The organism is Calothrix sp. 336/3 (genome assembly GCF_000734895.2).
GTDB lineage: Bacteria > Cyanobacteriota > Cyanobacteriia > Cyanobacteriales > Nostocaceae > 336-3.
Window position 1 is genome coordinate 2,103,080 of the sequence record NZ_CP011382.1, and the last position, 24,904, is coordinate 2,127,983.

At 38.8% G+C, this 24,904-nt stretch carries 18 protein-coding genes; 8 read left to right on the forward strand and 10 right to left on the reverse strand.

Annotated features, from left to right (window positions below; translation table 11 throughout):
- Nucleotides 1-75: 75 nt before the first annotated feature.
- Entirely contained in the window at nucleotides 76-2,292 is a 2,217-nt protein-coding gene (locus tag IJ00_RS29605) for an AAA-like domain-containing protein (RefSeq protein WP_046814766.1), read from the reverse strand.
- A gap of 258 nt (nucleotides 2,293-2,550) precedes the next feature.
- Nucleotides 2,551-4,107 carry an AAA-like domain-containing protein gene (locus IJ00_RS08670; RefSeq protein ID WP_035152090.1) on the reverse strand — a complete coding sequence of 519 codons (1,557 nt, stop codon included), beginning with the start codon at nucleotides 4,105-4,107 and terminating at the stop codon, nucleotides 2,551-2,553.
- A 532-nt stretch (nucleotides 4,108-4,639) separates the two neighbouring features.
- On the opposite strand from IJ00_RS08670, the gene IJ00_RS29395 reads away from it, so the two are divergent.
- From IJ00_RS29395 to IJ00_RS08700, 6 genes are all read left to right on the forward strand, one after another.
- Nucleotides 4,640-5,227: a hypothetical protein gene (locus IJ00_RS29395; RefSeq protein ID WP_201782675.1), complete on the forward strand. Its 588-nt coding sequence runs from the start codon at nucleotides 4,640-4,642 to the stop codon at nucleotides 5,225-5,227.
- A gap of 256 nt (nucleotides 5,228-5,483) precedes the next feature.
- Nucleotides 5,484-5,963: a hypothetical protein gene (locus tag IJ00_RS08680; RefSeq protein WP_035152093.1), complete on the forward strand. Its 480-nt coding sequence runs from the start codon at nucleotides 5,484-5,486 to the stop codon at nucleotides 5,961-5,963.
- 83 nt (nucleotides 5,964-6,046) lie between these two features.
- Complete coding sequence (locus IJ00_RS08685) at nucleotides 6,047-6,826, forward strand: hypothetical protein (protein ID WP_046814767.1); 780 nt, start codon at nucleotides 6,047-6,049, stop codon at nucleotides 6,824-6,826.
- 137 nt (nucleotides 6,827-6,963) lie between these two features.
- On the forward strand, nucleotides 6,964-7,323 hold the full coding sequence (locus tag IJ00_RS08690) for a hypothetical protein (protein ID WP_035152096.1): 360 nt from the start codon (nucleotides 6,964-6,966) through the stop codon (nucleotides 7,321-7,323).
- 131 nt (nucleotides 7,324-7,454) lie between these two features.
- Entirely contained in the window at nucleotides 7,455-7,811 is a 357-nt protein-coding gene (locus tag IJ00_RS08695) for a hypothetical protein (RefSeq protein ID WP_035152099.1), read from the forward strand.
- Between the two features lie 631 nt (nucleotides 7,812-8,442).
- Nucleotides 8,443-9,999, forward strand: coding sequence for an alpha/beta fold hydrolase (locus tag IJ00_RS08700; protein WP_168163446.1), 1,557 nt, complete (start codon nucleotides 8,443-8,445; stop codon nucleotides 9,997-9,999).
- Nucleotides 10,000-10,136: 137 nt separating this feature from the next.
- Here IJ00_RS08700 and IJ00_RS08705 read toward each other — a convergent pair whose 3' ends face one another.
- The 5 genes from IJ00_RS08705 to IJ00_RS08725 all read right to left on the reverse strand — a co-directional run bounded on the left by IJ00_RS08705 (nucleotide 10,137) and on the right by IJ00_RS08725 (nucleotide 20,300).
- Complete coding sequence (locus IJ00_RS08705; RefSeq protein WP_035152104.1) at nucleotides 10,137-14,192, reverse strand: Eco57I restriction-modification methylase domain-containing protein; 4,056 nt, start codon at nucleotides 14,190-14,192, stop codon at nucleotides 10,137-10,139.
- Between the two features lie 605 nt (nucleotides 14,193-14,797).
- A complete protein-coding gene (locus IJ00_RS08710) occupies nucleotides 14,798-15,262 on the reverse strand; it encodes a DUF3368 domain-containing protein (protein WP_035152108.1) in 465 nt (154 codons plus the stop codon).
- Complete coding sequence (locus tag IJ00_RS08715) at nucleotides 15,255-15,509, reverse strand: UPF0175 family protein (RefSeq protein WP_035152110.1); 255 nt, start codon at nucleotides 15,507-15,509, stop codon at nucleotides 15,255-15,257. Before IJ00_RS08715 ends, IJ00_RS08710 begins: the two co-directional genes overlap by 8 nt.
- 86 nt (nucleotides 15,510-15,595) lie before the next feature.
- Nucleotides 15,596-20,095, reverse strand: coding sequence for a DNA cytosine methyltransferase (locus IJ00_RS08720; protein WP_339366986.1), 4,500 nt, complete (start codon nucleotides 20,093-20,095; stop codon nucleotides 15,596-15,598).
- On the reverse strand, nucleotides 20,058-20,300 hold the full coding sequence (locus IJ00_RS08725; RefSeq protein WP_052754424.1) for a hypothetical protein: 243 nt from the start codon (nucleotides 20,298-20,300) through the stop codon (nucleotides 20,058-20,060). The genes IJ00_RS08720 and IJ00_RS08725 overlap by 38 nt, the downstream gene beginning before the upstream one ends.
- A 742-nt stretch (nucleotides 20,301-21,042) precedes the next feature.
- On the opposite strand from IJ00_RS08725, the gene IJ00_RS08730 reads away from it, so the two are divergent.
- On the forward strand, nucleotides 21,043-22,116 hold the full coding sequence (locus IJ00_RS08730) for an IS4 family transposase (RefSeq protein ID WP_201782676.1): 1,074 nt from the start codon (nucleotides 21,043-21,045) through the stop codon (nucleotides 22,114-22,116).
- Here the strand turns inward: IJ00_RS08730 and IJ00_RS30150 are convergent.
- The 3 genes from IJ00_RS30150 to IJ00_RS28855 all read right to left on the reverse strand — a co-directional run bounded on the left by IJ00_RS30150 (nucleotide 22,113) and on the right by IJ00_RS28855 (nucleotide 24,389).
- Entirely contained in the window at nucleotides 22,113-23,201 is a 1,089-nt protein-coding gene (locus IJ00_RS30150) for a hypothetical protein (protein ID WP_144416015.1), read from the reverse strand. The two genes, IJ00_RS08730 and IJ00_RS30150, sit on opposite strands and share 4 nt — an antisense overlap.
- A gap of 224 nt (nucleotides 23,202-23,425) precedes the next feature.
- Nucleotides 23,426-23,674 (reverse strand): hypothetical protein, encoded by a 249-nt coding sequence (locus IJ00_RS08740; protein ID WP_035152114.1) that lies wholly within the window; start codon nucleotides 23,672-23,674, stop codon nucleotides 23,426-23,428.
- A gap of 391 nt (nucleotides 23,675-24,065) precedes the next feature.
- Nucleotides 24,066-24,389, reverse strand: coding sequence for a hypothetical protein (locus IJ00_RS28855; protein ID WP_035152117.1), 324 nt, complete (start codon nucleotides 24,387-24,389; stop codon nucleotides 24,066-24,068).
- 242 nt (nucleotides 24,390-24,631) lie between these two features.
- Between IJ00_RS28855 and IJ00_RS08750 the strand changes: the two genes are divergently transcribed.
- The gene (locus IJ00_RS08750; RefSeq protein WP_035152120.1) at nucleotides 24,632-24,844 is read left to right on the forward strand and encodes a hypothetical protein; all 213 of its coding nucleotides are present in this window, start codon (nucleotides 24,632-24,634) and stop codon (nucleotides 24,842-24,844) included.
- The last annotated feature ends 60 nt before the right edge of the window (nucleotides 24,845-24,904 follow it).

A 24,904-nucleotide genomic window follows, 5' to 3' on the forward strand; every position in this document is an offset into this window, starting at 1 on the left:
ATGGGTTAATTGGAAGGGTTAACTGAACGTTAGTGGGCGATTAGCGTTGAACCGATCGCCCACTCCAGGATTTGTTTACTTCACAGGTGGCAGTACAAACTTAGGTTTCAAAGTTTCCCTACATTCTGCATTGGGAGGACGAGAGGGATTATTCACAAAAGCAGCTCCAACATCCTTCGCACACTGGGAAAAGAGCAGCACACCATGTCCTGCCTTGGGAAATTCTAAATAGGTGCCATTGGTTAATCCCGCCATCGCCTGTTTGCCAACTGTAGAATTCGTTTGGATATCGTAACGCCCTTGAAGCACTAGGGTCGGAATCGTGCTTTTTAACACTTCGCTGTTTTTGGCTGGGGCAGGCTCAACTTGCCAAGACTTACAGAGGGCATAGGCTTGCCTAGCAGCTAGTAAATTTGAACGTCCTAACTCTGGCATTTCCATTTGCTTGGCGTTGGCTTCAGTCTGAGCCGGGTTGCTAGGGGGAAGGAAATCTTGGCAGTCAAAACTCCGAAATGTGCCACCTGGTGTTCCGTTATCCAGCAGTTTGGCTTCACGGAAAATGGTGCCGATCACCTCATAAATGTGACGTATTTCCGCATCCGTCTTGGTTTGTAGGGGCTTGGTTAGAGCCTCAACCTGCGATTTTGGGAAGATTTCCGCAATTGTGGCAATCAAGGTTTTGCGATCGCGTGGCATTCCGCTTTGGTAGCCTACACCGTAGAAATTACCACGAGTAACGGTGCGTTCCTTTTCTGGTAAGCTGTCAATGACGTTCAGCGCTTGTTTGACCCATTGTTGGGAAGGTCGTCTCGATTCCAAAAATTTAGCCCTCTCGGACAATAGCTTGCGGGCTTGCTTTCTCAATTCATCACCTTTAGCCATTAATTCTTGAGGCGCACCAATGGGGATTGTCTTCGGTGCGGGTGTAGTGAAAATTTTGCCAGAGGCAACACCTACATAGGTAGTGGTCACGCCCTTCTCCAATTCCGATATCATCAGGGGTAGATACTCAGAGATTCTATAGTCCTGATTCATCTTGCGAATTAAAGCCTCAAATGCCTGTACCGTGACACTTTCTGATGGCTTATTTTTGTCATTAGATGGGATTGGAATTGGTTTTTTGTCTAGTGCCTTCAATAAAGCGATCGTGCGTGCCTTGAGATTGGGATAAGCTCTATTGCAATCTTTATCCTGCTGGCAATCCTCAATTTGATAAATCGGATTTTTGATTGCTAGGTGATTACCTTGGCGCACTACTAATCCTGAGAGCAATAATTCTAGTTGCTCGTGGCTGTCATCAAGAGGTACTAATTCTCCCTGCAACAGTTGTTGATAAATGCCTAGCAATCGTCCAGTACGGTTTTCATTCCAGAATAAGCGATCGCGGATAGTGCGTAAATGCACAGGTTCATCATGAGTTTCCCAATTGTCTAAGCAATAAGCTTTTACTAACTCATCTACCCACAACGTTTCCGTATCAGGGGAAATCTGCAATCGTGAGTTTTCGCCTTGCTCCCTCACATAAATCACCATCTGACAAAGTTTTTGGGTCAGAAAGGGTTGTCCTCCTGTCCAATGCAAAATTGCCTGGAGGGTGGCGAGGGGGTTTTCTACCACAGCGTCGAGTCCTGCTGCCAGGGGTGTGGCTTCTGTAATTGTAAACCCATCTAACTGGATGGCATGACCGATGTTGAAAGGTGTTCGTTGTTTATCGGCAATTAAATCCGAGGGTGTTGTCACACCAAATAGGACAATATTCAGGCGTTGATAACGGATATCATGGGTTCGCTGGTGATAACAAGACCGAATCCAGGCAAAAAAATCATCCGTGGGAAATTCTAGACTTAATACACTATCAATTTCGTCAATAAAAATATAAATTGGTGTCTGGCAAAATTGTCCCCATAAAATTTCTTCTACAAACAAGGTCAAGCACTGGATCCAAGGTATATCTGCGTGGCTGGCAAACCAGTCTCGATAATTTACAATTCCCAGTAGCTGAAAACTCTGGAGTAGACTAACTATAATGCCGCGATACCATTGCTGGGGTGTGAGGCGATCGCTTCCCAAGCGAGTCATATCCAAATAGGCGCAATGTGCGCCATCCTTCTGGAGTTGTTGCTTCACCTGCACTAACAGTGATGATTTACCCATCTGCCGCGCATTGAATACATAGCAAAATTCCCCCGCCCGTAGTGCCTGGTAAAGCTGTCGGTCTGCCTGGCGCACTACATAGTTGGGCGCATCCGCCTGAAGGCATCCACCAACTTTGTATCGAAAGGAATTCCCCATAATAGTTAAGAAACTAACTCGAAACTATGCAGCAAGCAGGCAATTATAACCATATGACATAGTTGGGAGCATTAGCATTTAGGGAGGCATTAACTTTACAAATGTTTGAAATCAGCATTTTCACATTTTTTCCAAGAGGACAATATTACATAATACTGACCTAAAGTTATTAATAATTTACTGAGTGATTGCGGATACGTATAACGTCTAAAAAATTATTGTTTATAATTCTTTTCTGCCAATTTGACCTAAGCCTAATTATAACACCAGATATTTATCAAAGAAGTCTCGATATAATTTACAACTAATCACCCAGTTTTGTTGCCGCAATCTGATTAAACCCATATTTTCTAATTTGTACGCATTTAATGGATCTAGAGGAATATTATGCTCTTGTCTTAAGATTCTGTGGAAAATTTCTAATAATTGTGAGTTTTTTTGTAATTTATTTAATAAGCTTTGCAAATGTTGACGATAAATACCAGTATGTGTGCTTGCTGTTGTACAAATCTCTTCTAATGTTAATTGTTGGCAACGGATGTAATAAAGAGCCAAATTAATCAGTGCTGGATGTCCTCCTACTAACTGCATTAGTTGCTTGGCTTCATTATTTACTCTCCAATCAATGCCATATTTTTTTGCTAATTCAATTACTTGTTCATGATTAAAATCCGATAATTTTAACGGCAATCCAATGTTAAAAGGAGATTGATTAATGTCAAGAGGAATATAAATTTCAGTCGAATAAACAATTAGCATTCGCAGTTTTTGCCATACTTGTTCATGCTGTGCTTCCTCTTGCCATGAACGTAACAAAGGTAGAAATTCTCTGGCTAAATTTGGATATTCAAAAATATGGTGAACATCATCTAATACCAATAAAAAAGGTTGTTCTAAAGGTGCAAGTAAACATTCTTTCATGTAAAGGGTGCAACTGAGTTTATTGCCGATTTCTTCATCCCAATATTGTTCTGGGTGGGATTCCACTCCCAACTTACGAGAAATAGTTGCAGTGAGCCATTGCATGAATAATCGAGGCTTTTGCAAAATATCAATATCAACTTGATTGAGGTTAAGTGTTACAGTTTTATAACCTAACTTCATAGCATGAGCCAAAATCCGCAACATTAAAGAAGTTTTGCCCATCTCTCGACAACCTTGAATACGAATCACGCATCCTGGTTGTGTGATTTCTTGGTATGCTATTTCTTGTAGTGGGCGACGGGGAATGTACAATTGAGAATCTACAGCTATTGGACCACTAGGATATTTACAATAGTGTTTAAGATTATATTCATAGTGATGATTAGGCAATAATTCAAGGGTTGTATCTGGGATGATTGTAGGGGTTTCCTGAACCCGCTCTTTGAATGTAATGACATGAGAAGATTTTTCCTCACCAACAGCTATGGAAACAATTTGAGAGATTACATTATTCGCTGAAAATAAATCTATATTCCCTGTATTGTCAAAGGTATCTCCACCTATATCCTCTTCATTCTCTTCCCAGCTTTCATCCATTCCATTAATATAATCAGCATCAAAAAGGGTGTAATCGCGCTCATCCAGTCGCAAATCAAAAGCACTAAAGCATATTCGTAGAGTGCGCGGATCTATCCTAGAATTTAAAGACCATAAGCGACTCAGGGTAGCAGTGGAAACTCCAATGCGATCGCTTAGTTCTGCTTGTGTAAAACGCTTTCCTCCCCTTTCTGTTCTCTCTACATCTAAAATTGCTGCTTGAAATCTCTTCAATCCAGCAACGGTCAAAACTACTCCCCGTTTTCGCTTGAGTGAATTCTTGTATTGTTTCATACCTCAATAAATATTTACTTTTTGTATATAATTATTATCACTAGTGATTTTAATATCTTAACTGATGTAAGTGATATCTTTTCAGGACATGAATCATTAAATTAATATAAAAAACCCTCAAATACTAGTTAAGAAGACAGACGTTTCGTCAATCTGACTCTTTGGCATAGATTCTTGTAATATCTTGATGGCTAAGGGTTATGTCACGTTGTATAAGAATTTATCAATCCTATCTCGATGAAATATTTTCAGTCAATTAAAGAGGAGGGTACTTAAGTGATTTATCTGTACTTGAGGTGAATAGTGAAATATGGGACATTTACTGCTAACCACTGACAGCCACTAGTTAACTACCCATGGTAAATTAAGTGCTAATTTGATACAAAACATTTACAAAAACAACAACTACGGTATTAGTTAATACCTAAAAGCTACTTTGTCACTGAAGAAATTGTAAGTTGATAGGTAAGTGTAAATATAGCAAAATTTTTGAAATTAAATTTTCGATTTGATTTTAACTTATTGGAGCATTATGATAAAAATATACTTTTTATTCTCTAGTTTATCTGTATTATTGCTTAGTGGATTAACTCCACTAGAAGTAAAAGCTGATAGTGTTTGTGGAGAAAAAACACCGGAAGCTAAGTTTAGAACTTCAAAACACTTAGTAACCATTTGTCCTGGTGAAGCGAGTTTTCAAATGATTATCACCTATCGTGATGGTTCGGGATACATCAGAGTACCTGCAACCCGTCAAGGAAATAAGTTCTCAGGTTCTAATAATGAACACAACTACATTGTTGACCCCAGAACATTTATCATTGGTACTGACGGTAAAGAGCCAATAAGGGAGAATGTAATAAATTCTTCTGCTCAAACTGCTCGGACAACACCAAACTCTTCTATCCGCAATGATGTTGTAACTTATAGTACCTGGATGTTTTTTCAGCGAGATCGCAGTATCCAAATTCCTGTAAAACAAGGACAGGAACTGAAAGTTAACTGTGCTCGTACCACTAATATTCCTGGTAGCAGTTTCGAGTATGTAGAAGCAACTGATAATGATGGCAATAAAGCTTGGGTTGCAAAAGCGGCTTTAGCTTCTAAGTGTCAACCTTAAGTAGGGTTTGGTAGTCTATAGGTTTTTCAAAATAATGCTCTGCAATATTTTCTAGTTTGCATATGAGTATATTTGTTGTCAACAATGAATTATATAGCTTTTCCCCAACAACTGAGGTACGCCTAAATTTTTCCAGCTTTTATCAAAAATACAAGCAGATTTAAAATCCTACCTCTCCAGACTGGAAACTGCTACAAATTCCTCAATCATCCCAAACAGACTTAAAAAAATACTGTGGAGAAAAGCGTTGATAAAATTGAGTATTCTGTTTGCAGCTGGATTAATTATGATAGGGGCGATCGCACCCAAATATGGAGATTTTGCCATTGCTCAATCCGAATTTAAAAATGCTCAACAAAGTGAGCCGATTCAGGATAAACCGCGACAATATAACGATAGGCGATCGCCAGTTGCCAAAATTAATCCCAAAAAACCCATCCAAATCCGTATTGTGAATCAGTCAAAAGTTGACATATTGACTTTACTGACAGAACCAACATCCCGTGAACAAAACGTCCGTCCCCAGAAGTCCGTTACCTTTGGTAGACTCCATACTAACTATCTACCGCCACCGATTGATTTGACAGTGTATACAAATGTCCAAGAAACGAATTTAGATGCGCGAATTAAGGTCATAGGTAATGAGTTAATTGTGACTATCACAGCCAAACCAGCGACCTATGGTATGACACGAGCAGTTTATGTAGATGAACAAGGTGCCATCTATCTCTACTAATTTGTCAAAGGTACCTGGGAACAGAGCAACTCCATAATTTCAAGCAAAATGCTGTAATTCTTGATAATAAGTAGAGGAACTTAATGTTACATTTCAACAGAACCAGTCAATTGTTTCGATTCGTTAATTTTGCAGTTTGTGGGATTGTTTTAAGTTTACTTCCGATAAAAACTCAAGACTCTTTAGTTGCAGCCCAAGAAATTAAACCCATTACTACTCCTTTACTAATCTCGCAAAGAGGTTCTACACGCGAACTTCGAGCAGAGTCTGGACCTGATGATAGAGGTCGTTGGCGATTTTATAAGCCCAATGATGTCTCACCAGATGAAATGCAAGCTCAAGGTTGCACAAATGTTGGCTCCGGATCTGCTCCATGGCGTTGTCCTAGCCGGAAGATTAGGGTACAAGTCAATAATAACAATAATAATGATCGCCGTGATTATGATGACTACAGAGACTCAACACGCGAACTCAGAGCGGAGTCTGGACCTGATGACAAAGGTCGTTGGCGATTTTATAAGCCCAATGATGTCTCGCTAGATGCAATGCGATCCCAAGGTTGCGTTTTTGTTGGCTCCGGATCTGCTCCATGGCGTTGTCCTAGCCGGAGGATTAGGGTACAAGTCAATAATAACAATAATAATGATCGCCGTGATTATGACTACAGAGACTCAACACGCGAACTCAGAGCGGAGTCTGGACCTGATGACAAAGGTCGTTGGCGGTTTTATAAACCCAATGATGTCTCATGGGATGCAATGCAAGGACAAGGTTGTACTCATGTTGGAGCAAGTCCTGGTCTTCCTGCACCTTGGCGCTGTCCTCGCCGGAGGATTAGGGTACAAGTGGATAACAAACCATAATAACTAATTTGTGAAGGTCGAGTTCTCACTCTACAAAGATTTCAATGGTTTAGTCTTAGGCATCAAGTAAGAATAAACTATATTAACCTATTTTCAACGACATTCTTGTCCTAAACTATCACTAGCTAGAGAAAAATATGAAATTTGCGACAACTTTTTTCTTCACTATTCTGTCTTTATCATCAATTACTGCTATATCCTCAACAAAGACATATGCTGTGACTCCCAATACTCAGGTAATTGTTCAAGAAAGAAGAGCACCAGTTACCTACATGACTCGAAGGAATTCCAATCAAATTGCCATCCGAATTAAGGAAGGAGAGTTTAAATTTCAGGGTATTCTTAAGAGAACAAAAGGCAATATGTATATTGCCGAAGATAGACAAGTTCGTGTGATGTATGATCTGAGAACTAAGCGCGTAGTTGTAATTAATAAGAAAACTGGCACCGAGTATTATAACTATATATTTTCTATGAAAAATGAAGGAGCATTATAGTTTACTTTGCTGGTCTTATTACACATCTTTCTCTGCGGTTTATATTCTATTTGTTAGCCTATGACTAAATAGAAGATGAACGATAAGTTGCATTTACTTTCAAATTACTATTAACTATCTGCATAAAAATTATGAAACTTCAGACAACATTGATTGCCACATTTTTTTCCTTCACCTCAATTTATACTGCCTTGCCAGCAAAAGCAGACACCGTAAAGGCTCGCTGTGATGTCTACCCGAAAGGGCAAGATAGGGCATCTTTTTCAGGGCTTTGTAACTTCTCTCAACGCCAAGGTTTTGTCAGTATCCAACTAATAAAAAATGGCAAGCGCTATGAGCTTAAACCTGCGGGAAAAAAACCTGGTAACTATGTGGATCTGAATGGGAAAGCAGCCTATAGACAATCAGGCTTAGGCAAAAAAGGTCAAATTTATCGACTTGCAAACGAGTCCATTTTTGTTTATTGGGATACTGCTCCTTATAAATAGGGTTTGCTGAATAGTCATAGGGGAAGTAGAAAATCGTTTTAAAGAACAACAACTATAACTTTTTAGTGATAGAACAAGTACCCACAATTTTGTAGGAAATCAGTTACTTTATAAATACCCTCTTAGATTCCAGGTACTGCAATACTCCACAAGTAAGTAGAACGGCTTAAATAATTCACGCTATGTCATTGCGAATGAAACGAAGTGGAATGAAGCAATCGCAACGGTTTTGACGATTTTACAATCTGTTACATAGTTAGGTTTATTCTCACCGACTTACTTACATATGTGGAAACTGTCAATACAATAAATAGTTAGCCTACCGTTAGTTTGCAATATGTGACAGTTTTTTTTAAAGCAGGCGCACGTCAGCTGCTATTCTTCATGTGAAGATTAAACTTTTCTATGGTTGTTTCTAGAGGTAGGTTGATTCTGGAGTATTTATTTGATGAAGAGTGTGTGTTTAGGGCTTCGCTACGGAATCATTTTGAGAATACTAAGTATATTCAATTGAGTTCATTGGACAAGCAGGCGTTGTCCAAAGCCAGCCGTCTAATGCTAGCTAGAATCCAGTGATCTCCAGCATCTTATGAAGAATTACTTTTTGAATCCCGATCAAAGAAAATCCCTCATGAACAGACGGCTAACTCAGTTTTGCCAATCCACCCTCCTCACCGTTGCTGTTTCTGCTACAAGCAGTTGTGTTGTCAATCAAGTGACTCCCGATCGTGCCAAGTTTGGTGCAGCATGGGAAACCGTTGACTGCAAAACCTTTGACATGCCTGATTCCGTTGCTGCAAAGTCGGATTGTGGTTACGTCACCGTTCCCGAACAGCACGGACAACCCCAGGGGCGCACCATCCAACTTGCTGTCGTGCGAACCCGTAGCACCAGCAAAGCCCCTGCTGCCGATCCTCTGTTTGTCGAACAGGGTGGGCCTGGTGACTCAACCATCGGCATTATTGCTGATTGGGCTTTGCCGACGTTTCCCGAACTACAAGCTTTGTTAAAGAGCCGTGATTTGATCTTCGTAGAGGAGCGGGGGACACGGTATTCCAAGCCTTTCCTGTCCTGCCCAGAGCTTGATGCTCACAATATTGCTGTGGCTAAAGGGGAGAAAGCATACACCGATCCAGGTTGGTTCAAGGCATGTAACGATCGCTTCAAGGCTCAAGGGATTAACCCCAACGCCTTCAATACCCGCGAAAATGCTGCTGATGTTTACTTTGTGGCACAGACGTTAGGCTACAAGCAATTTAACTACTATGGCGTTTCCTACGGCACGCTGCTGGGGCAGTATGTCATCTCTCAAGCGGACAAGCACAAGGCGAAACTCCGCAGCGTGATCCTGGATGGCGTGGTCAGACCGGATATTGATTTTAATCTGGCATCGGGTCACACAATTAGCTATGCCCTGCGAAATCTGTTTCACGCCTGCGCCAAAAATCAACAATGCAACTCAGCCTATCCCAATCTGGAACAGAAATTTCTGGCGATTGTTGATCAACTCAACAAGAAACCCATTCCCCTGACCCTGACCATTCCCTCCAGCAAAAAAACATTCGTTACCCAACTCGATGGCAATGCCTTTATCACTGGCATCGAAACTTATTTAGCCCGACCCTATTCTGGTAACACAGCCCGTGGCACTTCTATACCCAAGTTCATCCAGGCAGCGAGCAAGGGCAACTTTGGTTGGATTGCAGAAAAACTTTCAGAGAATCTGGAAAGTAGTAATGACAGCGCCAAAGGAATGTATCACACCGTCCTCTGTGCCCGGGCGAAATCGGTGCAAGTCAAGCCCGACCAGGTGCTGCCGCCGCCCTATCCGCAACTCATCCCCTTGGGCATCCGCGAAGCCGAAGCTGTGACGAAGGTCTGTGACGTTCTCCAGTCCGAGCTGAAACCGCCTTTTGTCTACGAAAATCCGGAGATTCCCACCCTGGTGTTGAACGGCACTTACGACCCAGTCACGCCCCAGCCCTACGGAGAAGCCGTGGCCAGGAACTTAAAAACCGCCTATGTTTACACCTTTCCCGGTGTCGGGCATGGGGCATTATTTGCGCCGCGGGGTATGCCTGCGGAAGCCTGTGTGACTCAAATTGCCGCCGACTTTCTGGGTAACCCGCAACAAACGCCCGATAGCCGCTGTCTCACCCAAATCAAGCCTGCGTTTGTCGTTGAGTGAATGAATTGGGTATCCTTAAGATTTTCTTTACGAATCAGCTCTTAATAACTAGACTTGTTCTTAAATTTGTAAGCATTTAGTGACAAAGCTTTGAGCAAAGTCGATTACACTCCCAGGGAATCGTTATGCGATCGCGTTTATTTCCAGCGAGATTTGCAGTAGTTGTCAATTTCTTCGTCGTTGATTAATTTGCTGGTTAAATTTCCACTGCGTACAAATAAACAGCGTTGCTTTTTCTCTCCTTTGGTTTTGATTTCCACAAATACGGGACGAGGTGAGGGTTTGACGGTGATGCGACATACATCTTTGCGTTCGACTTCATGGAAGGTGACATCAATTAATGTTGCTAAATCTTTTCCTAGTTTCGGTAGGAGTAAATCGTTGATGAGGAATAGTTGATATGCATCCCGTTTATTGGGTTTGCTGAAGGTTTGATAGTCTACATCGAGTCCGATAATTTGTTTGTCGTCGGTAACTCCAATGAGTAATGTTCCACCTTGTTCGGTATTCAGGAAGGATGCGACGGTTTTGAGGATGACTTGCTCCATATCGGGGTTTTTTTGGTTTTTATCCACATCCCAGCGAGCGGTTGATTTGAATTCTAAGGTGGAGCTTTCGTCTTGGGTGGTGATTAGTTCGATGATGTCTGCGTCTCCCGTCATGGGTGCAAATTCTCGGTATGCAGCAAGTGCGTCTTGCTTGACTTGTTCGGGGACGATGGGGAAGGTGGTGAGGATATATGCAAATTCATCTTCGGTTAAACCGTAGAGATGAGCGATGATTCCGTCGAGTTCTGCGCGGAGTTTTGCACGTTCGGTTTCGTCGGTAACTCCGTTGGTGTGGGATTCGAGTCCGACAGATGCAGCGAGTTCGTCGAATTCTGGGGTGGTACAGATGAGTTTAGCAGCGCGATCGCATATTTCGCTGAAGTATTTGTCTCCTTCTGTTAGTCGCGGAATTGGCATTTGATATATATAAAATATGGTTAAATTTTGACTAACTCTCTGCCTAATGCCAAAATCAAAAATAAAAGAATTTAAACAAGCTGTAACAAATAATATTTCAGATGAATTAATTAGTAAGTTTCCATCATTACCTTTCTCATGAATAACACTGGCATTCATAGAATGACCAAAAAACGCATTTGGAGGTAACACAGATGCTATTAAAGACCTTTCATTTGTACTTGCAGCAACGGAACGATAAGCCAAACGATAATATTGATAATCTAGCTTCTGACCTTCATCTTTCCCATTTCTTCCTAATACAGCTTTCCTACCTTCTTTTTCATCTACCCAATATTTAGGTTCAGCGAATTTATGGGTAAATTGATGAATCATTTTCCCTTCATAAAGAGGTAATCTTCCTTGAAACTTTGACTTAAATAAATCTTTATCATCAGTCATGTGAAATTCACGACTTAAACAAAGGTTCCATTTGTCTTCTAACTTTTCTCCCAATAATGGAAACTTAGTCATTTTTTCCGAAATATGAAAGTCTATTTCATTTTTAAATTCTACTATTGAAAGCGAATCTGGTGATAAACGACGCACAATTTCAAGGTTTATTGAAATACTTTCATTGCTCGGAAACCGTTGTAATTCCTGAACATCATGACGCATAAAAGCAGCAGGAAATTTTTCAGTAATACCGCCTTTCTCAAAAGTCAATATAATAAATTTAGAGCGACTATCAACTCCCTCAAAAATATGTTTCCGATTCTCAAAACAGAATAATCCACTAATTTGAGTACTAGTAAACAACATTTCGCGCAGTTGTTTTGCTCCTAAGTCATTATAGAGGCTACTAGGAATCACAATTCCACATTCTCCACCAGTTTTTAATAAATTAAAGCATTGTTCCAAAAATAATTTATAAAGGTTGATATCTGTCGTTTTAGACTTCTTGCCATTAACTATAGAAATTTGATTTTGATATTGGCTTGATGAGCGATAAAAAAGATTGACATGAGGAAATGAACTTTTATAATCTAGCCATGCATTGGCTATTTCTCTATCTTGTAATAAGTCTTCTTTTGTATCTTCAAAGGTATGTATATCCATTTTTTTCTTCGTTACCAATTCACTATATCTTGCGAAGAACTCTTTTCCATTTGGCTTAAAAGCTTCCCAAGGTGGATTGGTAATAATAGCGTCAAAACCACCCCTTCCCAGAATCTTGTCGAAATGATAACCCCAATGAAAAGGCTTCAAAGCAGCAATATCATCAAGAGTTAAATCACGTTTGACTGCTTTACCAGTTAACTGAACTTGTTCATACTTAATTTTCAGCTTCTGACTAAATTCCTCTAATAACAAAACATTTAATTTCTCTTGCGATTTCTTATTCAAATTATCAATCGAAGCACGCAAGTTTAATAATCTTTGGTCTTGATGGGTTCCTTCATCTAAACTCATAAATTGTTGTTTACCATGAATAAAAGCATGTTCCTTATACATGGCAATGGACTTATTCTTTTCTTCTAATATCCCTTGATATGTATGATAGGAACTAGATTGAAATAGACTTAATTGTAAATCAGGATTGTCTTGCTTGTATCCCCGTGCTTTTGCTTTCTTGGTTAATTTAACTTTGTCAAAATTATCTGCATTAACTCCTATCAACCCAATCAAGGAATTACCAGCCATAATATTAAAATCAATATTAGGTAGTGGTTCCAATTCATCCACATCATGAGCAGAAGCAACCAAAGCAAGGAAAAGACGTAACTTAGCGATTTCCGTCGCTTCCTCCATAATATCCACACCATAGAGATTGTCGGTTACAATCCGCTTTTTAATATAGTAAGCGATGGATTTGTGAACATTTTCCAACTCTTGCAACTCATCTCTGGTTCTTGCATCCCCAATTAACTTAATCGAACCAATCGCAGCACCATAAACTTGAATCAAGGTTTTCATCGCTGCAATCAAAAATGCTCCTGAACCACAAGCAGGATCGAGAATTGATAGTTTTGGTAAAATCTCTGTGAATAATAAACGATAAATACTTTGTTCTTTACTTAAAAGCAGTTGGTTAATATCTTCAAATTGATTGAACTTATCCGAGATAGTTTCATTCACCCGGTCTACAATTAATTTATGAATTGTGCGATCGCATAAATATTCCGTAATTTGCGGACGAGTATAGTAAGCACCAAAGGCTTTTTGGTTAATATATTTCTCGAAAATATACCCCAAAACATCCGGATTTATCTCGTCGTCTTTTCCTTCCGGTGTATCATCCAAATTCCAAGTATAACGCGCAAATAATTCTAAAACCTGTTCAAAAGCTTCGTCAGCAATAGTAATATTATATTCCTGCTCAATCCGATGTCTTAAAAACAAACCACCATTCAGATATTTAACATTCCCCACCAATGGTTTAACAGATTCATCTCTATCATGCTCCGGTTTTGCAAAAGTCTCAAAAAACAACACCTGGAGAAATTCACCATAAAATAAATTTTCTCCCCGTTGCTGACTTTCCTTGAGCTTATTTTGTAAATATTCCAAATCTCCATTTGGTTTATTAGGTGATTTATCGATAAATCCCTTACGCTGGAGAAAATAAACAAACATCAAGCGATTGAGAATAATCGAAGTATACCAACGTCTATCACTTTCATGATTAATCCCTTTCACATAACCCAAAAATCGCTTGTGTTCTTCCTGAAAATCCTTATAAAATTGCTTCGTGACTCGTTCAACATCAAAAGCTTTTTGCAACCTTTGAGCAATTTGAACTACCGATAAACTATCATCCTCATATTCAGTAATATCAATTACTAAAGATGCTAACTTACTTAAAAATAAATCTCCCGGTTGACCTTTTACATATACATGGTCACGAATAAAGGTTTTATTCCCATCCCGCTTTACCCAATACCATAAACTCCGAGTCCGGGTTTCATCGATAAAAATCAGCAGATTTTCCGCTTTTAATTTCGCAATTTCCTGATGAATTGCAGCACGAATTTTCACTCCAGGAATAATCCCATCTGTTCCTATGACTTCAAATACAGCAACACCCGACACCTCAGCAATACATTTATACTCGTAAGTTTTCTCCTCAACTTCCAACGGAATAGATTTTCTACGTGTCGATTGTGACCAACCTAACTCCTCGATAAATAAATCCTCGAATTTAAAATCACGTAATAAATCCCGCGTGCGTTGGAAGTTGAGTGCCATAATATACTACCCTGTTGAAATAATAGAATTTTCTCTAGAATTGACGAACATAAAAAATCTGCCCATAGACCGCAGTCATGGAGCAATAGCCCTGTTCAATTCAGGGTTGTAATAGTAAATACGCAATGATACTGTTACTTTGATAGCTTTAAAAACACCAAAGAAGTTCAGCGTAAATACGTAGATATATTCATTATGTCTAAGGCTATGTACTGTCAGTGGTAGTATGTATCAGGTTAAAATTTGACTAGATAAAAATATTTTTCTGATTTGATTTCAGCATAGAATACTCAAAAGCCCTCAAAGTCCTATCCAGCAAAGACTTAGAGGGCTTAGTGTAATTACTTAAGTAAATCTACGCTTTGTAAAAAACAACTCACGTATTTTCAAAATAAAAATAAAATTAATACAAAGAATTCTTTATAGTAGAAGTATTTAAGATTATGAACTTTCTCCAGCTTCTTTAATGGCAAAATCAATCACAGTTTGACTTAAGTAAGTCGGTGAGAATAAACCTAACTATGTAACAGATGGTAAAATCGGCATAACCCTTGGGATTGCTTCATTTCACTTCGTTTCATTCGCAATGACATAGCGTGAATTATTTAAACCGTTCTACTTAAACGAATATTGTGATTGAGCATTTTCTGGATAGCTGTTTTAATAGACAGAGGATAACCTTCACGTTTAGCACGTAATAAAATTCCAATTGAACCTGTCACCGCAAGACCACTTAATCTAGCGATTCTTCGTCCCACAGCTTCATCAATACAAACAGTTGAAATCTTCTTATCTAGCGCTAGTTGAATAACTGATGCTTCTCCTAAATCTAAAGAGTTAAATAGCAGAGGAGAAATAGTTAAAGGAGAACTTTGTTTTTGTAGCCATGATGCTGATTGAAATTCAGTGATGGCAAAGCCTGTAGTGCCACCAATTAGTATCTCTTGGTACACTTCAAAAGGAACAAGAACATCTGTATAAAGAGACTCTAAAATCTTTAAATCACCCATAGCAGCGACAAGGGCAATTAAGGGAGAAGTATTAATAATAATTTGATTGGTACTAGGCATTTTCTAGGTCTGATAATAATTCTTCTTCACTAAGATCAATTAAGGGAACCCCATACTCGCTTAGTTTGAGGATAAAGGTGACTCGATCTACTCCTAATAATGCGGCACACATACCAGAGGAAAGACGCTTCATTTCATAAAGTTTAACAGCCATTGCCCATTTTGATTCTTGCTCAAATTCTTCTCTGGTTTTGCCAACAGCATCAGGTAATGTTTCGGGGTAGTTAATCGTTAGTTGTAAGGACATAGTTATTCTTTTTTCTATTTGGAACACTCTAATTATAGCAAATGAGAGAAAGAAGGATGTAGCGTAACTGAGGAAGTTAGGTTTTACTAAACTTCAAATAAACCTAAAGAACAAATAATTTGAGGCTCTCTTTTTTCAATTTCCTCACTCACAATACATAAGCGATCGTCCGTCCGCAAAGCAACAACTAACTCAGCTAATTGTTGATTACTAATCCCACTACGTAATTGTCTATTTAAAGTATCAAGAGCAGATTGTCGTAAGGGATAGCGATAAATATCATCAATGGCTTTTAGCAATTCATCGGTGATAAATAAAGTCCCCTTCATTTCCTGTACATAACTCTTCAAACGCTCATAGCTACGAAATCTTGCGCCTGATGGTCTACCCAATTGTCCACCCATATTTTTCTCTTCTTCTGCAAGTAATTCTGCACCTTTTTTGACTAATTCATGATGATGTTTATTTTTGGCGATCGCGGGTGTTGATTCATCACAAGTTGCCATTTTTAAAATCGCTAATTGGGATTGACTAACACTATTACCATCGCGATCAATATAAATTAAAGAATCATTTCCTTCGGTAGTTTTCATATACATTAAAACTCCCTCAGGTTGCACGGGTTGCGGAGAATGGCGACGAGTTGAATAAACTACATTCGACATTTCTTCGATAGTTTTTTTCAAACCTGGATTATCATCGGTGGCTTTTTTCCAAATTTGAAATGCTTCCGATGTCAAATCAACTTCCGTATCTTCTTCTCCATCTAAAATACCCGATTTCTCGTTATACAAATCCAGAATTACTTGTGCATCATCATCTTCAAAAAATGCTTCATCAGTTCCCACCACTTCGGCATTTTCTTGTAATCTTTGTTTCAGTCTTCCCCGCAAATTAATAATTCGTTCCACTCCATCAGCAGGAAGAAAGGAATAACAGAAAATTTTCTCTGCATTTTGCCCAATTCTATCTACCCTTCCCGCTCTTTGAATCAAGCGAATAATTGCCCAAGGTAAATCCCAATTAATAATGATTGCACAATCTTGTAAATTATGACCTTCACTTAAAATATCTGTTGCTACTAAAATCCGTAATTCTTGATTTTTGAAAACCTGGTTTTGTTTACCATTGCTAACAGGGCTAAATCTTGCCGTCAATTCTGTCGGATTTGGAGATGCACCCGTCACCCCAGCAATATTGGTAATCTGATTTGCTTGAAGATTCTCCGTTATATAACGAACTGAATCAGCAAACTGGGTAAAAATTAAGATTTTTTCTTGAGGATGAGTTCTCGTGAGTATTTCTACTAATTTATTAATTTTTTCATCTTGCTTTGGTTGCCATTCCCCAATACTTTGCAAGACGTTAATTAATGCTTTTACATCTGCAAGTAAATCTTTCTTCAACTTTTTAATATCGAATAAATCTGTACGTAACCACTTAAATCTTTGTTGATATCGTGTTTGATATTCTTGATAGATAGATTCTGCTAAAGTGCGAAAATGTTTTTCGGTCGCATTTTCATTGTTAATATCCTCTTCTAATAAATTATTCTCATTATCGTCATCAGTTTCCACATCCAATAAACTTGCCATCAAGGAATCAGTATCTTCATCATTATTACGTGTATCTAATAACTCAGCATCCTGTGTACCGATGGGGATATCGAGTTCTTTTTCTAAGGCATATAGATAAATAAAATTTCGCAAAATATGACGTTCGAGGGATTGAATAAAGGCAAAACCACTACTTTCTAAACGTTTAAATAAATTGGTACGAGAAAATCCCATTAATCTACGTCCACCACGAAATAAGCCATTAAGTTGTCTTTGCTCTTTGTCTGTGGGTGCTTGCTTTGGCTTCTTTGCTACATAATTCCCTAATCCATAACGGGGCAGATTCAACTGATTAATAACTTCTACTACAGCTGCCGAATAGAGGTAAGAATATGAGTCATTAGCAGTATCTAAATTAAACTTAATTGTGCGTGGTAAACGTTCGGGAAAATAAGAACGACTTTTATTAGTAAATTCCAAATATTTACGTCCAATTTCATCAGTTTGGGCATAATTATCTTTAATAAACGAGCGAGTCCTTCTAACCATATATCGCTTCATCAATTCTCGCCAATCATCTGCATATTCACTTTTTTCAAAAGCAGCCAAAGACTTAACCGAACATTGATGCTTACGAATAAATTCTAATTCTCCTAATGTCCCACCACCCAATTGATTAATTAAAACTTCCGGACGAAATCCTAAATCTTCATCTTCGGGCACAAATAATCTTAATTGGGCAGAAAGGTCAAGATAGGTTTTATTATAAGGTGTTGCCGAAAGTAAAATACACTTGCTTTCATTAGCTGTAATATATTCCGCGATCGCACGATATCTTTTACCTTCACGATTGCGTAAATTGTGGCTTTCATCTATGAGTACAATCCGATAGCGACGTAATTCTGGTAACGTACTTTGAACTTTACTAATTGGCAAAACCTTGGCATAAAGTCGATAATTATCAACATATTCTTGCCACATAGAAGTCAGATTTTTCGGACAAATAATTAGGGTTTCGAGTAAACAATCTTCTTGTAATATTTTCGCGAGAGCCGTTCCCACCAAAGTCTTTCCCAATCCCACCACATCCCCAACAATAACACCACCCCGTCGAGTCACATGACGCGCAGCTAACTGTACTGCCGCTTTTTGAAAATCAAACAAATTATTAAACTCACGGGGAATTCGGAACTCGGAAATACCCGCGATCGCTTCATGGGATAAATGATAAGCAATCTTCAAATAAATATGGTAAGGCGGAATTAATTCTTCCCTTGCCCAACTATTATCAATTATCTCTGCAAGCTCTTGAGAAATATCAATGCAACCATAATCCTTCCACCTGTCATCAAACCATTTTTGCAACTTATTTGTAGCATCATGATCTAAAATATCAACATTTAATTCCCCTTGCTTTCTTAGTCCTGCCAAAGTCAAATTACTACTACCTAAAAACCCAACTATGGGACTATTGGGGTCATGGCGATGAACGAGGTATAACTTAGCGTGGAGAGGATGAGCTAAAAATAATTTAATAACTAATTTCTGCGTTTTTAATTGACGACTTAAGCGACGTAAACCCACTTCATCATCATTTGTTGGCGCGCCAATGGTAAGCTGTTGGCGAAACTCCTCTGCCACCTTTTTTTTTAAACGAATAATAGTGCTATTATCGAGCCTGCCGAGAGTCGCACCAAGGGTAAAAGCCGTATGTACCTCATCCCTAGGTAAACCCTGCATTCCCACCAACAAGCGGCAACAAGAGACTTCCCCACCTACATACTGTTCAATTAAATCATCAAGCTTGCACCAACCTCTAAGGTTAAAATAACCCACGCAGAAATCAGCCCGGTAAGATAATTTGAGGGTATCGCGTAAAATCGGGAGCAGTTGTAAATCTATATTGTCAAAGATGCGTGGCATAGTTTTGTCGTGAGTCGGCAGTTTCGTCCCGGCGAATATTGCTCTACGAGTATACGCTTTTAGAATTGAGAATCTAGGGTTGCAATTATTTTTGATACAAGACTTTAATCTAGCACTGACTTTAAATAGGCTTGTAACCATGAACGCTGATTCGGGGCAATTTCTACTCTTTGAGAGGCTGAGTCGCAAGCGACACGCTACGCGATCGCCAACGACAACCTGCTTTGCGTCTAGGTATGTGTTTCTGATACGTTTTGATATTTTCGGGTTGGGAAAGATTGGAATTCCAGACAAAAACTGGTATTTCTTGAAACGGTTTGGTTGAAAGTAACTATCAGAGTTGATATTTGATGTAATGAATTGAAGTGTTGTTATATTGCTTGTCTCCAAATGTTTTTTTTGCAAATGAACCAACACTTGGGAAGCGAACTGACTAGTCAGCGCAAGAGCTATCGCATAAGCAAGCAAAGGAGGAACGCTATTCCCAATAGCCTTATGAGCAGCCAACTTACTCGAACCAAAATTGAACCAATCAGGAAAACTATGTAATCTCGCGGCTTCACGAACTGTTATCACCCGCGCATGTTCATAGTGAATTGGTCGCGCTGCGGTTCGATTCCCACTCCCAGCGCGTAACGTAGGGGAAAATCCATCGGCAGACAAACGATAAGCCCAAGTTGTCGGCTCTTTCTCCCCAGGCTTTGTATCGGTGTATTTCTGCTGGGTTCCAGTCGTGTGGGCTGTTGCTTTGCATCCGGTAATGAGATTGGGAGATGTTGAATTGCAAGGGTGGTCACTGAGCCTTGTCGAAGTGAAGATTTTGTCCAAATATTCTGCATATTTGCCCTTTTCGCCCAACTCCCAGGTGTCGGTTTGAGAATTGATAGGAATGTGACTTAGGTCAGAAATTGCATCCCCGACTGTAAATTTTTTATCACTCTCCAATGGTGGTATAACTTCGCCAAACTTTGAGCCAACCCAAATAGCTCGTTGTCGTTTTTGAGGCACACCGTAATCTGATGCTGTGAGCAACCATTTGGATAAGATGTAGTGTTCTTCGATGAGAGCGTTACCCTTGGTCAGCGCAGCTATCGCATTCCCAGTAATCCCGGCAAACTTCTTCTGTCCGAATTTTTTGCAGTTTTTCTACCGTACTTAGTAAGGTTTTAAGTGAGCTTAAAATCTCATCAATATCTTGGGAATCCTTTACGGAATCAGAATCATCTTGCAGTACGACTACTTCTTGAGCATCTGCAACAGATGGTAATTTATCTTTATGCGTTTCATTTTTTGTTCCGTTTGTTTGTGCCATAAACCCTGAATCCAAAAATTTATCTTAGTCTATCGTTTTATCGCTTACCTAAAGCAACTAAAATGTGTTCTGAGCATATCAGTGTGTCTCAATTGCCACATTGTTAATATATTCTTATCTACATCGTTTCGGTAATTTGGGTGTGAAAATAGTTTTTATTTATGGAAATAATCCTAATTTAGGCTTGCCGATTTTTTGCAGTTTCCTAAATTCCGGAGTTACTATCCCTACGGGTGAAGTATATGTATATATAGATTGATTTTCATGGCGATGTAAGTAAGCGTTCGTCACAACATAGCAAGTATTAAACGTTTGTAAATTAGCTCTTATGCGGGAATTACCAAAAATTTGTATTTAATAAATGGTAAGGTTCATAGGCACTAATAGCAACTAATTTTTGCTATTTATACAAAGCTCCAATTCATCTAATGGAACGGGATGAGCATAAAAATCCAACCTCGCGTACTCTCCTTCAATTGCGCTCACCACAAATGGTTCAAGGGGCGACAATCGCCTCTAAACCCCGCCAGATAAAGGTTTAGGAGGCACATAACCCTTGAAAAATTGCGTGCTTATTGAGAATGAACTGTACAGTTACTAAGCGGCTACCTGTAGGGTACAGTTTAATGGTAAAAAAGAACGGTCTCGTAATTTGATTAAGACCGTCACAATAATGCTGGCATCATTCTACCAAAACTTCTTAGAGAAATACCTAAATAAGGCGCAATTAATCACCCTGAAGATGTTGGTGTGGTTATTACAAAATCAGAAACAAGTAAAGATAGAAAGATTGGCAGCAACCTTACCTTTACCAATACAACAAAACAGTCGTAGACGGCATATACAAAGATTTTTAACACTAAATGCCTTGAGTGTAGTCTTATTGTGGTTTCCAATTATTGAAGCAATAATTAACCAACATTTTAAAATAGGGTCACAATTAACCATTGCGATGGATAGAACACAGTGGAAAGAAAATAATGTGTTGATGGTGAGCGTGATTTATCAAAAAAGAGCTTGGCCAATATATTGGTGTTTATTAGGGAAAGATGGTTGCAGTAACCTAGAAGAACAGCAAAAAGTATTACGCCCAGTAATTCGGTTATTAAAAAAATACAAACTAGTAATTATTGGGGATAGAGAATTTCACAGTGTAGAACTGGCACAATGGCTCCACAAGCAGAACCTGAGTTTTGTATTCCGTCAAAAAAAGGATACTACTTTTCGGAAGAAAAGACAGAAATTTCAGCCTTTAAGTAGCATTGAGATTTATCCTGGTATTCGCTCCTTTTATACCGATGTTAAAGTTACTCAAAAACAAGGTTTTGGTTGGTTCAATTTAGCTGTTTATTGGAAAAGAAAGTACAGAGGTAAACAAGACAAAGAAGCTTGGTATTTATTAACTAATTTGCCTGACTTAAACACTGCTCTCAAAATATATTCTCAACGTTTTGGGATTGAAGCTATGTTCAAAGATTGTAAAACAGGCGGTTACAATTTAGAAACTTCTCAAGCTAACCCTGATAGACTTGTACGCTTAATTCTCTTGATTGCTTTAGCAATGACCAGTGCTTGGTTACATGGACAAAGAACTAAATTTCAAAAACTTGATTCTTATATTTGTCGCCAAGAAGAAAACAATAGAAATGAGAAGCGTCACAGTAATTTCTGGATAGGTTTATATGGTTTCAATTGGATAGTTGCTTGGTATGGGTGTCAAGCATGGGTCGAGGAACTGGTCGGTTTCAGTCGCAATAAGCAAGCATATTATCAGCGAGGCTTAAGGGCTATGAAGCTTATACAGCAAGCACTTTAGGGGGCTTGTCGCCCCTTGAACACAAATGGTTGCCAACTGCTCAAATGAGGATGGCAATTCGTCCATATCACCTTATCTCCCACCTGGGGCATATTTTTCAGCCTTTGTTCTTGCTGTTGTTTCAGTTGATAAATGCGTTCCTTATCTTGAGGATTCAGCATCTCCCAAGTGGCAATTTTGACCTCATTACTACAGTTTTCCGTACTGCGAACTACTTCTTCCCAATTATCAGCTTGTCGTAGCAAAGAAATGACTACATCAATATTTACTGTTTCTTTTTCATCAATTACATGTTGTTGATGTTCCACAATACAAGCTATAGCTTCTTTTTCATCTGTATTGGGAAGTTGGGGATGATTTAACTCAGTAATATCTGTATATGTCTCTGTATTGATGTCATCAGAATATGCATTTGGTGAATCTGCATCACCAGAATCAGCATTATCAGATTGTGTTGAGGAAGCATCTGTAACCATTATCAAACGTCCCTCTTTAAAGGCTTGTCGCAATGAAATAGCTTCCGCTACAATTTGCTGTGGTAATAACCCCTCCTCGTCTATCATCCGTTGTAAAGTTACTCCAGTACGTTCATCTTCTTCATGGATGGGGGGTATTTGGCAATATCTACCACCATTTTTTGTTCTACGCCAAATACTCAGTTTTTCAGGTTTGGGCTGTTGAAGCTCTCGACGCTGTTGTTTGATTAATTCTCTGACATCCTCTTGGGTGATTTGTGGTAATTCGGATAATTTTTCGATTACATCTTGGTATTTTTTATTGTTCTTTGCTAATCGAAAGATTGTATCTGGCTCAATATTTGTTAAATCTTGGAGAGAAAACTTGTCAAAGGTAGTTGCAACTTTGAGATATGTTTTTTCTTCTCCTTGCCAACCCTGTTCTTGAAGTAATTGTTTGTATTCTTTCCTGGATAATCTTTGTTTGCAAGTAGCTAGTTCAAAAGCGTGTTCTAAGATTGTGGAAGTAGCTTGGTTTAAAGATTGGAAATAAAAACCTATATCTCCCGTTACAAGATATTCTGACAATTCAGTTTGGGCTATTTTATCAACTGTTGTTTGGTATGACATGATAATATTTACCCCATTTTTGTGTGTTTATATGAAAGTAATTACGTAGCTTGCTTTCGCGTAGCGGAATTACGAATTACGCTAACAAAGCTCCTCCGCAGGAGGCATTACGAATTACGTTAGCGTTAGCTCTCCCGCAGGGAGCATTACGAATTACGAACTACGAATTACGTTAGCGTTCGCGTAGCGTGTCGCTCTGCGACTCAGCTCCTCCGCAGGAGGCATTACGAATTATTGAATGGCATATCTATGGGTTGTCTCCCCTCTTTAATCCAGTTATTGTGTTGCATTGCTGCTAAAGCTTTGACTCTAGAAGAAGGGTTACGTTTGGTTGATTTACCTTGACAAGCATAAGCAGCCATTGTCCTAGCTGTTACCTTGAGATATTCGGAAGCTTTCTCATAACTCAAACCCCATATTTGACAGAAAATTAATGGGTCTAGCTCTTCAAAGAAATATTCATTCTGATTCATGATTTCAGATGTACTTTCTACTTAAAATTTAAGAACAATGTATTTATGATTAGCTGTGAGAAAATGATGATTTATTAATATTTCAAGCCTGTTATATTTAAGTTTTTAAGTGCTGAAAATTGCAGAAAAATTGCCATAAAGACTCTAATATATACGAATTAGAGCTTTCATCTCTGCGTCATATAAACTGTAAGATACAACATTCTATTCTCCTGAAATATCAGCAAATATAAATGGTTGTGAGAAATGTTGGATTTGTGAAATAGCTAACAGAACCGTTTTGGCAAATGTGGTTTATATCCCAGTTCTAATAATGTCAATTTCATCAGCACTTACAACAATCTCTAGCTTCAGATTATTGCCCTTAAATTCTTTGCTTATTAAGCTTAACTCAGATAAATATCCGGTTAATTTTTTTGCTGTACAGGAATAATTTTATCTTGAGCAATATCGTAGCGATACCAATAATAATATTCGCCGTCCATTTCTCCTTGATGTACATACAAATATCATCACTGTGAACTATTACCATCCAAGGTTGGGTAATGAAATCGTTATGTTCATATGTGATGTAAGCGATTAGTTTATCATCAGTGTATATTTCATTGTGCCAGAAGCTCATGCGTACTACTGTTATTTCTTCTGGTGATATAACTGGAGCTTCCTCAACAAAAGGAGCGAAAAGTGCTTGCTGTGTATCAGTTTTATAAGTCATAATGAGAATCTCCTTTAATTAGGGTCAAAAGATGATGCTCCCCAGGAGCCGCCTAAAAGGCGATCGCGCAAGTTTCTCAGGCTGTAAGCGATCGCCTTTTGTTTAGGTTGATAAATCCAAATATAATATTGGTTATCCCATCTATCAACCCATTGGGATGTCAGGCATTAGTAAATCTATGTGTACACTTGTTATCCCCAGGCTTTTGTTGATAGCGTTAAACAAGAAATTAGGAAAGTGCTATGGCTGAGTCAAGATTAAATATTAGGATTTCACCGGAAAAGAAAGATGCTTTTTATCAAAAGGTCAAGCAAGATGGAAAAAACGCAACTGATGTACTCATTGACTTAATTGACCAATACCTTGGAAGCAAAGTTGAATCAGGCGAAATTTTAGAATTAAAGCAGCGAGTTGAAAAATTGGAAGAGGTGGTATTGGGGGAAATAGCCGCCTGAGGGAAGAAAATTATTCTCTCAGGCAATTATTGGAACAATTAAAAGAGATGCTTAAGGATA

Coding starts and splice junctions, on each gene's coding strand:
- IJ00_RS29605 (WP_046814766.1), bottom strand. CDS start 2,292: ATGGGGAATTCCTTTCGATACAAAGTTGGTGGATGCCTTCAGGCGGAT.
- IJ00_RS08670 (WP_035152090.1), bottom strand. CDS start 4,107: ATGAAACAATACAAGAATTCACTCAAGCGAAAACGGGGAGTAGTTTTG.
- IJ00_RS29395 (WP_201782675.1), top strand. CDS start 4,640: ATGATAAAAATATACTTTTTATTCTCTAGTTTATCTGTATTATTGCTT.
- IJ00_RS08685 (WP_046814767.1), top strand. CDS start 6,047: ATGTTACATTTCAACAGAACCAGTCAATTGTTTCGATTCGTTAATTTT.
- IJ00_RS08690 (WP_035152096.1), top strand. CDS start 6,964: ATGAAATTTGCGACAACTTTTTTCTTCACTATTCTGTCTTTATCATCA.
- IJ00_RS08695 (WP_035152099.1), top strand. CDS start 7,455: ATGAAACTTCAGACAACATTGATTGCCACATTTTTTTCCTTCACCTCA.
- IJ00_RS08700 (WP_168163446.1), top strand. CDS start 8,443: ATGAACAGACGGCTAACTCAGTTTTGCCAATCCACCCTCCTCACCGTT.
- IJ00_RS08705 (WP_035152104.1), bottom strand. CDS start 14,192: ATGGCACTCAACTTCCAACGCACGCGGGATTTATTACGTGATTTTAAA.
- IJ00_RS08710 (WP_035152108.1), bottom strand. CDS start 15,262: ATGCCTAGTACCAATCAAATTATTATTAATACTTCTCCCTTAATTGCC.
- IJ00_RS08715 (WP_035152110.1), bottom strand. CDS start 15,509: ATGTCCTTACAACTAACGATTAACTACCCCGAAACATTACCTGATGCT.
- IJ00_RS08725 (WP_052754424.1), bottom strand. CDS start 20,300: ATGGCACAAACAAACGGAACAAAAAATGAAACGCATAAAGATAAATTA.
- IJ00_RS08730 (WP_201782676.1), top strand. CDS start 21,043: ATGTTGGTGTGGTTATTACAAAATCAGAAACAAGTAAAGATAGAAAGA.
- IJ00_RS30150 (WP_144416015.1), bottom strand. CDS start 23,201: ATGTCATACCAAACAACAGTTGATAAAATAGCCCAAACTGAATTGTCA.
- IJ00_RS08740 (WP_035152114.1), bottom strand. CDS start 23,674: ATGAATCAGAATGAATATTTCTTTGAAGAGCTAGACCCATTAATTTTC.
- IJ00_RS28855 (WP_035152117.1), bottom strand. CDS start 24,389: ATGACTTATAAAACTGATACACAGCAAGCACTTTTCGCTCCTTTTGTT.
- IJ00_RS08750 (WP_035152120.1), top strand. CDS start 24,632: ATGGCTGAGTCAAGATTAAATATTAGGATTTCACCGGAAAAGAAAGAT.